The organism is Polaribacter marinus (genome assembly GCF_022662535.1).
GTDB lineage: Bacteria > Bacteroidota > Bacteroidia > Flavobacteriales > Flavobacteriaceae > Polaribacter > Polaribacter marinus.
The window spans coordinates 154,615-168,044 of sequence record NZ_JAKQYM010000007.1; the positions used below are offsets into that span (position 1 = coordinate 154,615).

Here is a 13,430-nt window from a genome sequence, read left to right on the forward strand (position 1 = left end):
GTTGTATATTTGCACACGCTTTTAACAAGGTAAACGAGTTGAGCAAAAAGAAATAATATAGAAGACATTTAAAAATACAGATAATGCCAAAAAGAACGTATCAACCATCAAAGAGAAAGAGAAGAAATAAACATGGTTTCATGGAAAGAATGGCTTCTGCTAATGGAAGAAAGGTATTAGCTCGTAGAAGAGCAAAAGGAAGGAAGAAAATTTCTGTTTCTTCAGAAACTAGACATAAAAAATAAAATGATTAACAATTTGTTAATAATTAAGGTGTTACTATTTTTAGTAACACCTTTTTTTATATCTAAAGGTTAGATATTTTTACAAACTTATAAAAAACAACTACTTACCATGCCAAAAAGAAAAGACCTTAAATCTATTTTAATTATCGGATCTGGACCAATTGTTATTGGGCAAGCATGCGAATTTGATTATTCTGGATCCCAATCTTTAAGATCTTTGAGAGAAGACGGAATAGAAACAATTCTAATAAATTCTAATCCAGCAACAATTATGACAGACCCTTCTATGGCTGATCATATTTATTTGTTGCCATTAACAACAAAATCGATCATTCAAATCTTAAAAGAGCATCCGCAAATTGATGCCGTTTTACCAACAATGGGTGGGCAAACAGCATTAAATCTTTGTATAGAAGCAGACGATAAAGGAATTTGGAATGATTTTGATGTACAATTAATAGGTGTTGATATTGATGCAATTAATATTACAGAAGATAGAGAGCAGTTTAGAGAGTTAATGCTAAAGATTGATGTGCCAATGGCACCTCAAGCAACTGCAACATCTTTCTTAAAAGGAAAAGAAATCGCTCAAGAATTTGGTTTTCCATTAGTAATTCGTTCTTCATATACTTTAGGTGGAGCAGGAGCTTCTATTGTATATGACGCAAAAGATTTTGACGAATTACTAAGCAGAGGTTTAGAAGCATCACCAATACATGAGGTGATGATTGATAAAGCAATGATGGGATGGAAAGAATACGAATTAGAATTATTACGTGACAGAAATGATAATGTTGTAATTATTTGTTCTATCGAAAATATGGATCCGATGGGAATTCATACAGGAGATTCTATTACAGTGGCACCAGCTATGACTCTTTCGGATAAGACTTATCAGAAAATGCGTGATATGGCAATTAAGATGATGCGTTCTATTGGAGATTTTGAAGGTGGTTGTAACGTACAGTTTGCAGTTTCGCCAGATGAAAAAGAAGATATTATTGCCATTGAAATTAATCCACGTGTTTCTCGTTCCTCTGCTTTAGCATCGAAAGCAACAGGATATCCTATTGCAAAAGTAGCTACTAAATTAGCTATTGGTTATACTCTAGATGAGTTAGAAAACGGTATTACAAAATCTACATCAGCTTTATTTGAACCAACTTTAGATTATGTTATTGTAAAGATTCCACGTTTTAACTTTGATAAATTTGAAGGATCTGACAGAACTTTAGGCTTACAGATGAAGGCAGTTGGAGAAGTAATGGGGATTGGACGTTCTTTTCAAGAAGCATTACATAAAGCAACACAATCTTTAGAGATTAAAAGAAATGGTTTAGGTGCAGACGGAAAAAGTTATACAAATTACAACCAAATTATAGATAAATTAACCAATGCAAGTTGGGATCGTGTGTTTGCTATTTACGATGCCATTGCAATGGGAATTCCATTGTCTCAGATTTATGATATCACAAAAATAGACATGTGGTATTTAAAACAATATGAAGAGTTATTTCAATTAGAAAAAGAAATTTCTACTTATAAAATTGATACTCTTGGTAGAGATTTATTGCTAGAAGCTAAGCAAAAAGGTTATGGAGATAGACAAATAGCACACATGCTAGGTTGTTTAGAGAGTGAGGTTTATAATAAGAGAGAAGAATTAAAAGTACAACGTGTATTTAAATTAGTTGATACTTGTGCTGCAGAGTTTAAAGCAAAGACTCCTTATTACTATTCAACGTTCGAAAACGAAATTGAAACTGCGGATGGAGAAATTATTATAGCCAATGAAAGTATTGTAACAGATAAAAAGAAAATTATCGTTTTAGGTTCTGGACCCAATAGAATTGGGCAAGGAATTGAATTTGATTACTGTTGTGTACATGGAGTTTTAGCTGCTGCAGAATGTGGTTATGAAACGATTATGATTAACTGTAATCCTGAAACGGTTTCTACAGATTTTGATACCGCAGATAAATTATATTTTGAGCCTGTTTTTTGGGAACATATTTATGACATCATTCGTCATGAAAAACCAGAAGGAGTTATTGTACAATTAGGAGGGCAAACGGCTTTAAAGTTAGCTGAAAAACTTACTAAATACGGAATTAAAATTATAGGAACTTCTTTTGAAGCACTAGATTTAGCGGAAGATAGAGGTCTTTTTTCTGAATTGTTAAAGAAAAATAAAATTCCTTATCCAGAATTTGGAATTGCAGAAACTGCCGATGAAGCTCTGGCTTTGGCAGATCAACTAGATTTTCCAATTTTGGTAAGACCTTCTTATGTTTTAGGTGGACAAGGAATGAAAATTGTCATTAATAGAGAAGAGTTGGTAAAACATGTTGTTGATTTATTAGGAAGAATGCCTAATAATAAATTGTTATTAGATCATTATTTAGACGGAGCAATAGAAGCAGAAGCAGATGCAATTTGTGATGCTGATGGAAATGTGTACATTATCGGAATTATGGAACATATAGAGCCTTGTGGAATTCATTCGGGAGATTCTAATGCAACCTTGCCAGCTTTTAACTTAGGAGAATTTGTGTTGCAACAAATTAAAGATCATACATATACAATTGCAAGAGAATTAAAAACTGTTGGATTGATAAATGTTCAGTTTGCTATTAAAGATGATATCGTTTATATTATTGAAGCAAATCCTAGAGCTTCTAGAACTGTGCCTTTTATAGCAAAAGCCTATAAAGAACCTTATGTAAATTATGCAACAAAAGTAATGTTAGGAGAGAAAAAAGTAACGGATTTTAATTTCAACCCACAATTAGATGGATTTGCAATTAAACAACCTGTATTCTCTTTTAATAAATTTCCGAATGTAGATAAAAAATTAGGACCAGAAATGAAATCTACTGGAGAAAGTATCTTGTTTATTGATAGTTTAAAAGATGATGAATTCTATAATTTATACGCTCGTAGAAAAATGTATTTGAGTAAGTAATAATTATTACAATAAAAAAAGCCTCCAATTTGGAGGCTTTTTTTATTGTTTTTTTTAACTTCTACCTTGTTCTTCCACAAGTCCAAACAGTTTTATTTGTACTGCTTTTTAAAGCACAAATACCAGAATTACTAATTTCTAATTTTACGGGTTTCCATAATCTAGAAGCGTATTTTCTATCAAAATAAGACATGGTTTCTGTACTCCAAACAGGTTTGTTATATTTGTCATATACTACCAAATTACCATCGTTTTGTAAAGTACATTTAACACCTTTACCATTAGTTTTAGCATCCCAAATGTATCTATTATTTGGACCGTAAAAAGCTAAATTTCCATCCTTTTGAAATTTTAGTTGATATTGTTTGTTTGGTGATTGAATACTTGAACCTTTTAATAAGCTAGCACCTGATCTAAGAGTAGAGTTATTAGACCATTTTCTTTGGGGCTTATTTGTGCTAGAATTTATGGCAGTTATTTTCCATGCTTGACCTAAATAATTACCTGTTTTAGCAACTTGAATTTTATTATTTTTACCATCATTAATAATGTCAAGAGACGAATCACTTAACCATAAGTTGGTAATCCTAAAATAACCATTTCCTAACGAAATAATTTTCCAAGCACCTCCAGATCTTCCTGTTTGAGTATTTAAAATTGGTCTATTTTTATTTGGTCCTTGAACGCAATCTAATATTTTATTTGAACCTCTCCATTGTGTACTCAAAGTATAGGTGTTAATACCTACTTTTTTAATTTTCCAAAATTGACCTGAAACATTTGCTGTTTTTGCTAAAATTGGTTGATTTTTTTTACCGCTATTTAATATGTCTAGAGATAATCCACTACCTCTCCATTGAGATGTTAAACGATAATATTGATTTTCATCAAATGAAGTCCTACTTTGAGAATGACTTGTAAAAATGGAAAAAATCATAATTACTATGAGTAACTTAATTTCTATCAATAAATTGATTGATTTCATATATTTTTTTTAATGTTAAGTTTTAAACATACAATAAATATTATTAGTCAGTATTTTTTGAGTTGTTAATGTTTAAATAATAGTAAGTGTATTATTTTGATTCTAATAGGCTTACATCATCAAGGTAAGGCTAAAAGGATGTTTTATTCTAGCTTTAATTTAGAGTTGCTATCCTTAAAAAGTTCTAAATAATCTTCTGTTTTAAAAACTTCACTACTAAATCTAGATGTTCTATTTTTACCTTCTTCTTGCCTTTTAATACTTCTAGCAAAACGTCTTATTTCATCTTTGTTTGTTAAAACTATTCCAGGAACTTTTGCACTTTTTCCATTTTCATCTTTAGCTACCATTGTAAAATAAGAAGAATTACAATGCTTTTTTTCTCCTGTTCTTATATTTTCAGACTCTACTCTTAGGCCTACAACCATAGAAGTTCTTCCTGTGTAGTTTATAGATGCTTTCATGGTTACTAATTCACCAACCTCTATAGGATTTAAAAAATCTACTTTATTTACAGAAGCGGTAACACAATAATTGCTAGAATGTTTAGAGGCGCAAGCAAATGCAATTTGATCCATTAAATTTAAAATGTATCCTCCGTGAATTTTACCACTAAAATTAGAATTAGAGGGTAGCATTAATTCAGTAATTGTAAGTTGAGAATCTTCGATGTTTTTAAACTTCGTATTCATATTTTATTTTTTTCAAAAATACAATTATATTCTATTTCATGTTTTGAAGGTCTTTAAATTAAATTTAATAATAAATTTTATCGATATTAATTTATCTTTGTAAAAAAGTTATTAAAAAAGATGAATTATATTCTATTTGATGGAGATGTAAGAAAATCATTATTACCATTTACATATACAAAACCTGTAGCAGAAATTAGAGTTGGTATTTTAACCATAAGAGAAAAATGGGAACTGCATTTAGGTTTAACAACTACAACAATTACAGAAGAGTATTTAGAAGAAAAATACCCGATGGTAGAATTAGAAGAAAATATTTTAATAAATGCTTCCTATTTTCCCAATGAAATTTTAGTAGAACAAATTAAAAACTTAGCTAAGAATGAGGCTATTTTTAAAGGAGATGATGTGCTTGCTTTTTTTACAACAGATAATCAAGAAGAAGTAAACTTTGAAACATATAAGCAAATTGAGTTTGAAGAAGATTTAATTAAAATTAAAAATACTTGGGATATTTTTGCTTTAAATGACGAAGCAATTCAGCAAGATTTTAAATTAATTACAGAGGAAAGAACTTCACAACCTATTCCTGAAGGAACAAAATGTATTAATAAAGAAAATATTTTTATAGAAGAAGGAGCGGAAGTTGTTTTTGCTACTTTAAATGCTTCAAATGGGCCTATTTATATTGGTAAAAATGCTCTTGTTATGGAAAACACCTCAATAAGAGGTCCCTTTGCGATGTGTGAAAATTCAGTGGTTAAAATGGGGGCAAAAATCTATGGAGCTACAACTCTTGGTCCTTATTGTAAAGTAGGAGGGGAAATAAATAATTCGGTTTTAATGAGAAACTCTAATAAAGGTCATGATGGTTATTTAGGGAACTCTGTTATTGGTGAATGGTGTAATTTAGGAGCAGATACCAACAATTCTAATCTTAAAAACAATTATGCTGAAGTAAAATTATGGAATTACGAAGAAGGACGTTTTACAAAAACGGGATTGCAGTTTTGTGGATTAATGATGGGAGATCATTCTAAATGTGGAATTAATACAATGTTTAATACAGGTACCGTTATAGGTGTTTCTGTAAATATTTTTGGAAGTGGGTTTCCTAGAAACTTTGTTCCATCGTTTAGTTGGGGTGGAGCATCAGGTTTTACAGAATACAAGCCTAATAAAGTTTTTGAAGTTGCAGAGGTTGTAATGAAACGTAGAAATATTACTTTTGATGAAAAAGAACAACATATTTTAGAACATGTTTTTGAAGAAACAAAAGAGTATAGAAATTATTAAACTTAAGTTATAAAGTAAAAAAGCCCTAAAATGAATTTTCATTTTAGGGCTTTTTTAGTACTATTTATAAGATAAATTTTAGTTTTTATCAATTACATCACCAGAGCCTACCGATTTTGTATTTATATGTTTAGGATTTCCTTTGTAATAAATACTACCAGAACCTACTACTTTTGCATTAATTTTAGATTTTACAGTTGTACTAATGCTTCCAGAGCCAGCAATTGTAGCATCTAGCTCATTTGTTTTTAAACCATAGGCCTTTACACTTCCAGAACCAGCAATAGAACAATCTAATTCATTAGAATTACCTGTTAACTTGATGTTTCCAGATCCCCCAATAGAAGATTTAACTTCATCAACATCAATGTTTAGAGTGATATTTCCAGAACCTCCTAAACTTACTTTAAGGTCATTGCTTTTAATAACACCTTTATTTATAATATTACCAGAACCACCTAACGAAATTTTGTCTAAACTATTGTAAGCTACTGTTATGGTTAGTTTTTTTGTTGTTCTAACATTAATATTCTTTTTGTATTTTATTTGTAAAGTACTTCCTTTGACTTCTGTTATTATATAAGGAATGATATTTTTTTCACCTTCAATTGTAATTTTTCCTTCTTTTCCTTTTATGAGAATGACATCAAAAGATCCTCCAACACCCACTCCGTTATAATCAGAAGTTGTTCTGTTTACAGTTACTATTTTTCCGTTTCCTTTAATTTTTTTACTACTTCCCCAAGAATTTTGTGCGTTAACGGAAATTGTAACTACAAAAAGAAGGGCTGTTAAAACAATTTTTTTAAACATGATTGATTATTTTTTAGTTGATTTTAATTAATTATTATTTAATGGAAACTCCACCAAATTGTGATTTTATTTTTATTTTAGAATTCGATTTTCCTTTTCCAAATTTACCTTCGTAATATTTTTTTGTTGATTTTGAAATACTTTTATAAAATTCTATTTTATCATCTTCTCTTTTAAAACTAGCGTATTGTAAATCTATAATAAAATCGAAAACAGCATCTGTATCTACGTCAATTCTAATGCCAGTATATTCTCCGTCAATATCTACATTTTCAAAGTTTTTTACTAATCTTTTTACACTAACAGATCCGTAATCAGTATCAATTTTTTAATTTTTTCTTACTGTTCCAAATCGCATACTAACATAATCAGAATTTCCATTAATATTTTCAGCATCATCAATAACAATACTTCCGTAATCAGAGTTAAAATTTACTGTACCTGCTTTATCCAATATTATTGTAGAATAATCTGCGGTTACTTTTAATTGATCTGATTTTTCTATTGTTATTTTAGAGTAATCTGCATTTATGGTTCCGCTTTTCATATATAGAATAGAAGAAGAAGAGCAATAATCTAAATTAATATTATTGTTGTTTGCAGATAATTCTCCAAGATAAATTTTTCCATAATCGCAGTCTATATTTGCTTTCCCTTTTAAGTTGTCTAAGTAAATACTTCCATAATCATTTTCTAAATTAACAGCATTAGATTTTGGCATTTTAACAATATAATTAATTTTATAGTTTACATTTTTACTTTTTTTCCACCAAGACCAATTGCTTTTTGTTTTTTCAAAAATTGTTTCTGCTTCTACTAATGATGGGCTTGCATTAAATGCGATATTAATCGAGTTAAATTTAGCTTCTACATCATCTAAATCTTCACCTTTTACAGTAATAATAACTTCAATTTCTACACGATTCTCTTTCCATGTTGTAATGTTTAAATCTCCATATCTATTACTGATAGCAACGGTAGCATTGGGATTTACTGTAAATATTTTTTTTATGGTTTTATTTTTTTCGTGTTTTGCTTTATCATTATCATTATTTGCAACCGCTATTATTGGAAGAAAAAAGAGCAAAAAAGTGATTTTATATATAGATTTCATCGTTTAATAGATTAGGGTTTTTTATGTATTCAATTTGTTTTAAGACATTTTCTAGGATTTCTAGGCGCTGTTGATAATTTTTAATCATTGCACTAATAATTTTTCTTTGATTACCATTATTGTTCAGTTCGGTAATAAAAATATTGTAGTTTTCTTCAAGTTCTTCTAATTGATCTAATGCTTGTTCAATAATAGTTTCTGTATTTAAGCTTCTGTTTTTCTCTAAAGTTTTTAATTCTTGATTGATTGTAGAAACAAAATAACTTTGTACTTCTTCCATTTTTGGAGAAATATCTGCCAAATCTAATTGTTGTTTTTGATGATTACTTCCTAACCAAAAACCTAAAACTAACACTACAGAAGCAGCTACAGAAAGCCATTTCCAAGAAGTTTTATTTATTTTATTTGGCGCGTTAAGTTTGCGTTCAAAACGTTCTAAGTGACCAGAATGTGGTTCTTTGTAATCGAATTCATTTTCAGAAAAAAATTGATACAATTTATCTTCCATATGCTTGTGCTTTAATGTTGTTTGCAAGTAAAACTTGCTTTAATTTTTTCTTTGCTCTAGAAACAGTAGTTCTAACGTTTTCGTTTGTATAATTTAAAATTTGTGCAATTTCTTCATAATCAAATCCTTCAATTAAATTTAAAGTTAATACCAACCTATAATTTTCTTTTAAACTATTTAAAGTTGTTAGTACATCTTTAGGATTTAAGCCCTTGTAGTTTATAACTTCTTCTTTCAGCTCATCATTGGTAACTACTTCCATTTTAACCTCTTCATACCTATTGTTTTTCTTAAGCTGTGTTAAGCTTTTATTAATTACAATTCGCTTTAACCAAGCTCCAAAAGTAACTTCTCCTTTAAAAGTATGTAACTTTGTAAAAGCTGTTAAAAAAGCTTCTTGCATAATATCTTCTGCTTCAAATTCATCTTTTAAAATTCTAAACGCAGTATTAAACATTGCTTTATAATAAGCTTTGTATAATTGTAACTGAGCGGTTTTATCTGATGATTTACAGCGTTCTACAAGTTTGGTTATATGTGGTTGGTTGGTTTCCAATAAAACGTATCTATTCTAGAGACAAAATCATTTTTAATTTGTGACACTTTCTAGAAATAAAAGTAAACTTTTTATTTGAAATTTGTTTTTTTACTAATCTTCTTTATTCTTATCAAATAAAAAAATAGCTTTAAGAGGATGTAGACACTACAACTTTACTTTTTAGAGATGTAAAATCATATAGGTTTTGATCTAATAAATGAGAAAGAGATACATTTTGTAAAGCATTCATCATAACTGAGCTTCTATCAGGGAAATCAACTTCCCAGTTGGTTATCATTTGCTTTACTTTTTTACGTTGTAAGTTTTCTTGAGAACCACATAAATTACAAGGGATAATAGGAAAATTTTTAGCATTAGAGTAGGTTTCAATATCGCTTTCTTTACAAAAAGACAGAGGTCTTAAAACAATTAAGTCTTCAGAATCATTTATAAATTTAGGAGGCATTGTTTCCATTTTTCCAGCAAAAAAGAAGTTTAAGAAAAAGGTTTCAATAATATCATTTCTATGATGACCGAGTGCTAATTTATTACAAGCTAAATCTCTAGCAGCTTCGTACAAAGTACCTCTACGCAATCTAGAACAAAGACTACAGGTTGTTTTTCCTTCGGGAGTTTTGTCCATTACAACCTTATAAGTGTTTTTTTCTATAATTTTATAATCAACTTTTAATTGGCTTAAATAGTTGGGTAATACTTCTTCTGGAAAACCAGGTTGCTTTTGATCTAAGTTAACGGCTACAATCTCAAAAGAAATTGGCGCAACTTTTTGGAAGTGTAACATCATATCTAATAAGGTATAACTGTCTTTCCCTCCAGATAGACAAACCATAATCTTGTCTCCATCAGCTATCATAGAGAATTTTTTGATTGCTTCAGCAACAGCATTCTGTATTTTTTTGGTGGTTTGTTTGATGTTTTCCATAAAGGCAAAAATAATATTTACTTAGCGATTATTACAATTAGATTCTTAATAAAATCATTTGGCATAACAATTGTCTTTATTAATAATGATAATGAATATTTTATTTTTAAGTATTTATTTATCAATAAGTTATAAAATAAAACATAGATATTGATTTTTAATTTTTTATAAATCAATGTCAGAATGACAGATATACAGCAGATGAGCAAAACAAAGATTATAAAATTAGACAGTTTGTCCTTTCAAAACATAATGAATGAAGATTCTGAGTTAATTCCTTTAATGACACCAGAAGATGAAGAAATCATAAATAATGAAAGTGTACCAGACATATTACCAATTCTTCCGTTAAGAAATACGGTTTTATTTCCTGGTGTTGTAATACCTATTACAGCAGGAAGAGATAAATCTATTCAGTTAATTAAAGATGCCAATAAAGGTGATAAAATTATTGGAGTTGTAGCACAACGTAATGAAGAAGTAGAAGAACCTACTTTAAAAGATATTCATACAACTGGTGTTGTAGCGCAAATTCTAAGAGTTTTAAAAATGCCTGATGGTAATACAACGGTTATTATTCAGGGTAAGAAACGTTTTGAAATTGATGGAATTGTTCAAGACAAGCCTTATTTAAAAGCAACGGTAAAAGAAGCTGTAGAAGATAGAGTAGTAGATGATGAAAAAGAATTTGAAGCCATCATTGAGTCTATAAAAGAATTAGCTTTAGAGGTAATTAAAGAAAACCCAATGTTGCCGTCAGAAGCTTCTTTTGCAATTAAAAATATTAAATCGGATGCATTTTTGGTGAACTTTATTTCATCAAATATGGATTTAAGTGTAATGCAAAAACAAGTAATTTTAGAAAAAGACAATCTAAAAGAACGTGCGTTATTGGCTTTAACTAATTTAAATAAAGAACTTCAGAAGTTACAATTGCGTAATGATATTCAGTCTAAAACTAGAGAAGACTTAGATCAACAACAACGTGAGTATTATTTAAATCAACAGTTAAAAACTATTCAAGAAGAACTAGGAGGTGTTTCTAATGACCAAGAGTTAGAAGAAATGCGTTTGCAAGCCAAAAGTAAAAAGTGGACCAAAGAGGTAGATGAAACTTTTCATAAAGAATTGTCTCGTTTGAAAAGAATGAATCCACAAATGGCTGAATATGGTGTGCAAAGAAGCTATTTAGAATTAATGTTAGAGTTGCCTTGGGGAGAGTTTACAGAAGATAAATTTGACTTAAAAAGAGCAACTAAAATTTTAGATAGAGACCATTTTGGTTTAGAAAAAGTAAAAGAAAGAATTATAGAACATCTGGCAGTTTTAAAGTTACGAAACGATATGAAATCGCCAATTATCTGTTTGTATGGACCTCCAGGAGTAGGTAAAACTTCTTTAGGTAAATCGGTTGCAGAAGCTTTAGGACGTAAATATGTTAGAATGTCTTTAGGTGGATTAAGGGACGAGGCTGAAATTCGTGGTCATAGAAAAACTTATATCGGTGCTATGCCTGGGCGTTTGATTCAGAATTTAAAAAAAGCAGGATCTTCTAATCCGGTTTTTGTTTTAGATGAAATAGATAAGTTAAGTAATAGTCATCAAGGTGATCCTTCATCGGCAATGTTAGAGGTTTTAGACCCCGAGCAAAATGAAGCTTTTTACGATAATTATTTAGAGGTTGGATATGATTTATCAAAAGTACTTTTTATTGCAACAGCTAATAATTTAGGTCAAATTCCTTGGGCGTTAAGAGATAGGATGGAAATTATAAATGTTACAGGTTATACTATTGAAGAAAAGGTAGAAATTGCCAAAAGACATTTATTGCCTAAACAATTAAAAGAACACGGTTTAACCACTAAAGATTTAAAATTAGGAAAAGCTCAAATAGAAAAAATTGTTGAAGGTTATACAAGAGAATCTGGGGTAAGAGGTTTAGAAAAACAAATTGCTAAAGTGGTTCGTTTTGCTGCAAAATCTATTGCTTTAGAAGAAGAGTATAATATTTCTGTTTCTTCAGAAGAAATTGAAACTATTTTAGGAGCTCCTAGATTAGAAAGAGATAAATATGAAAATAATGGAGTTGCTGGAGTTGTTACAGGTTTAGCTTGGACACAAGTTGGTGGAGATATTTTATTTATTGAGTCTATTTTATCAAAAGGAAAAGGAACACTTTCTATAACAGGTAATTTAGGAAATGTAATGAAGGAATCTGCAACCATTGCTTTGCAATACATTAAATCGAATGCAGATGAATTTGGAATTAAGCCAGAGGTATTAGAGAAATTTAATGTTCATATTCATGTTCCTGAAGGAGCTACGCCAAAAGATGGACCTAGTGCAGGAATAACAATGTTAACTTCATTAGTTTCATCATTCACTCAACGTAAAGTAAAAAATAAATTAGCCATGACAGGTGAAATTACATTACGTGGAAAAGTGCTACCTGTTGGTGGAATTAAAGAAAAAATATTAGCAGCTAAAAGAGCTAATATTAAAGAAATAATTTTATGTGAAGATAATAGAAAAGACATTTTAGAAATTAAAGAAAGTTATTTAAAAGGTTTAACTTTTCATTATGTTACGGATATGAAACAAGTAATAGATATTGCATTGACAAAACAAAAGGTCAAAAATCCTAAGAAATTAGATTAAATTTTAATAAAAAAAGCCTCCAATTTGGAGGCTTTTTTTATTAAAACAAAATTTAAACTTTAGTCTAAAAGTTTAATATTAACTTTATAAAGGTTTTCAAAAATTTCAAAAATAATTTGTGCATCTTTTTTTCTGACAGAAATAATATATTGACAATCTATTTCTAATTTTTGAGAAACAATATTTAGGTTTCTCTCTTTAACAATTCTCATTACAGCATTCATTAAATCATAACCAAAATTTAGTTGATACCTTAAATCTATTGTTTTTTCTAAAATTTCAGAAGCTTCTAATGTAAGTTGAGCGGAAGTTTTATAAGCAGAAATTAAACCGCCAACGCCTAATTTTGTTCCTCCAAAATAACGAACTGAAACAATTAAAATGTTGGTAACTTCAAAAGATTGAATTTGTCCATAAATTGGCAAACCCGCAGAATTGTTTGGCTCTCCATCATCATTTGCTCTAAATTTAATTTGTTCAATTCCTATTTGATACGCATAACAAAAATGACGTGCAGCATGATGTTTCTTTTTTAAATCTTCTATACAGATTTTAACTTCATCTTCTGAAAAAACAGGAAAAGCATATCCAAAAAATTTACTTCCTTTTTCTTTGAAAAGAGTTTCTTTAGAAGGGATTCCAATAGTTTTATACGTGTCTTTTATTTCCATAT

The 13,430-nt window shown here is 29.4% G+C and carries 12 protein-coding genes; 4 read left to right on the plus strand and 8 right to left on the minus strand.

Translation table 11 applies throughout. From position 1 onward, the window contains the following. Positions 1 to 83 precede the first annotated feature (83 nt). Positions 84 to 245 carry a 50S ribosomal protein L34 gene (gene rpmH, locus MC378_RS10910; RefSeq protein ID WP_026775082.1) on the plus strand — a complete coding sequence of 54 codons (162 nt, stop codon included), beginning with the start codon at positions 84 to 86 and terminating at the stop codon, positions 243 to 245. 109 nt (positions 246 to 354) lie between these two features. Further along, a complete protein-coding gene (gene carB, locus MC378_RS10915; protein ID WP_242178802.1) occupies positions 355 to 3,210 on the plus strand; it encodes a carbamoyl-phosphate synthase large subunit in 2,856 nt (951 codons plus the stop codon). 61 nt (positions 3,211 to 3,271) lie between these two features. Here the strand turns inward: carB and MC378_RS10920 are convergent, their stop codons facing one another. Together MC378_RS10920 and MC378_RS10925 are read right to left on the minus strand one after the other, a co-directional pair. Further along, positions 3,272 to 4,195, minus strand: a complete 924-nt coding sequence (locus MC378_RS10920) for a hypothetical protein (protein WP_242178803.1) — start codon at positions 4,193 to 4,195, stop codon at positions 3,272 to 3,274. A gap of 143 nt (positions 4,196 to 4,338) precedes the next feature. Next, positions 4,339 to 4,887 carry an acyl-CoA thioesterase gene (locus tag MC378_RS10925; RefSeq protein WP_242178804.1) on the minus strand — a complete coding sequence of 183 codons (549 nt, stop codon included), beginning with the start codon at positions 4,885 to 4,887 and terminating at the stop codon, positions 4,339 to 4,341. A gap of 120 nt (positions 4,888 to 5,007) precedes the next feature. Here MC378_RS10925 and MC378_RS10930 point away from each other — a divergent pair, with 120 nt between their 5' ends. Further along, positions 5,008 to 6,183: a GlmU family protein gene (locus tag MC378_RS10930; protein WP_242178805.1), complete on the plus strand. Its 1,176-nt coding sequence runs from the start codon at positions 5,008 to 5,010 to the stop codon at positions 6,181 to 6,183. Between the two features lie 78 nt (positions 6,184 to 6,261). Here the strand turns inward: MC378_RS10930 and MC378_RS10935 are convergent, their stop codons facing one another. From MC378_RS10935 to ttcA, 5 genes are all read right to left on the minus strand, one after another. Then, positions 6,262 to 6,996: a head GIN domain-containing protein gene (locus MC378_RS10935; RefSeq protein ID WP_242178806.1), complete on the minus strand. Its 735-nt coding sequence runs from the start codon at positions 6,994 to 6,996 to the stop codon at positions 6,262 to 6,264. Positions 6,997 to 7,324: 328 nt separating this feature from the next. Continuing rightward, positions 7,325 to 8,110 (minus strand): hypothetical protein, encoded by a 786-nt coding sequence (locus tag MC378_RS10940; RefSeq protein ID WP_242178807.1) that lies wholly within the window; start codon positions 8,108 to 8,110, stop codon positions 7,325 to 7,327. Next, on the minus strand, positions 8,094 to 8,618 hold the full coding sequence (locus tag MC378_RS10945) for a hypothetical protein (RefSeq protein ID WP_242178808.1): 525 nt from the start codon (positions 8,616 to 8,618) through the stop codon (positions 8,094 to 8,096). Before MC378_RS10945 ends, MC378_RS10940 begins: the two co-directional genes overlap by 17 nt. Further along, on the minus strand, positions 8,608 to 9,174 hold the full coding sequence (locus MC378_RS10950; RefSeq protein ID WP_242178809.1) for an RNA polymerase sigma factor: 567 nt from the start codon (positions 9,172 to 9,174) through the stop codon (positions 8,608 to 8,610). The genes MC378_RS10945 and MC378_RS10950 overlap by 11 nt, the downstream gene beginning before the upstream one ends. 130 nt (positions 9,175 to 9,304) lie before the next feature. Beyond that, on the minus strand, positions 9,305 to 10,099 hold the full coding sequence (ttcA, locus tag MC378_RS10955) for a tRNA 2-thiocytidine(32) synthetase TtcA (protein WP_242178810.1): 795 nt from the start codon (positions 10,097 to 10,099) through the stop codon (positions 9,305 to 9,307). Between the two features lie 183 nt (positions 10,100 to 10,282). Between ttcA and lon the strand changes: the two genes are divergently transcribed. After that, positions 10,283 to 12,757, plus strand: coding sequence for an endopeptidase La (gene lon, locus MC378_RS10960; RefSeq protein ID WP_242178811.1), 2,475 nt, complete (start codon positions 10,283 to 10,285; stop codon positions 12,755 to 12,757). A gap of 59 nt (positions 12,758 to 12,816) precedes the next feature. Here the strand turns inward: lon and MC378_RS10965 are convergent, their stop codons facing one another. Next, on the minus strand, positions 12,817 to 13,428 hold the full coding sequence (locus tag MC378_RS10965) for an IMPACT family protein (protein ID WP_242178812.1): 612 nt from the start codon (positions 13,426 to 13,428) through the stop codon (positions 12,817 to 12,819). Positions 13,429 to 13,430 lie beyond the last annotated feature (2 nt).

Coding starts and splice junctions, on each gene's coding strand:
- rpmH (WP_026775082.1), top strand. CDS start 84: ATGCCAAAAAGAACGTATCAACCATCAAAGAGAAAGAGAAGAAATAAA.
- carB (WP_242178802.1), top strand. CDS start 355: ATGCCAAAAAGAAAAGACCTTAAATCTATTTTAATTATCGGATCTGGA.
- MC378_RS10920 (WP_242178803.1), bottom strand. CDS start 4,195: ATGAAATCAATCAATTTATTGATAGAAATTAAGTTACTCATAGTAATT.
- MC378_RS10925 (WP_242178804.1), bottom strand. CDS start 4,887: ATGAATACGAAGTTTAAAAACATCGAAGATTCTCAACTTACAATTACT.
- MC378_RS10930 (WP_242178805.1), top strand. CDS start 5,008: ATGAATTATATTCTATTTGATGGAGATGTAAGAAAATCATTATTACCA.
- MC378_RS10935 (WP_242178806.1), bottom strand. CDS start 6,996: ATGTTTAAAAAAATTGTTTTAACAGCCCTTCTTTTTGTAGTTACAATT.
- MC378_RS10940 (WP_242178807.1), bottom strand. CDS start 8,110: ATGAAATCTATATATAAAATCACTTTTTTGCTCTTTTTTCTTCCAATA.
- MC378_RS10945 (WP_242178808.1), bottom strand. CDS start 8,618: ATGGAAGATAAATTGTATCAATTTTTTTCTGAAAATGAATTCGATTAC.
- ttcA (WP_242178810.1), bottom strand. CDS start 10,099: ATGGAAAACATCAAACAAACCACCAAAAAAATACAGAATGCTGTTGCT.
- lon (WP_242178811.1), top strand. CDS start 10,283: ATGACAGATATACAGCAGATGAGCAAAACAAAGATTATAAAATTAGAC.
- MC378_RS10965 (WP_242178812.1), bottom strand. CDS start 13,428: ATGGAAATAAAAGACACGTATAAAACTATTGGAATCCCTTCTAAAGAA.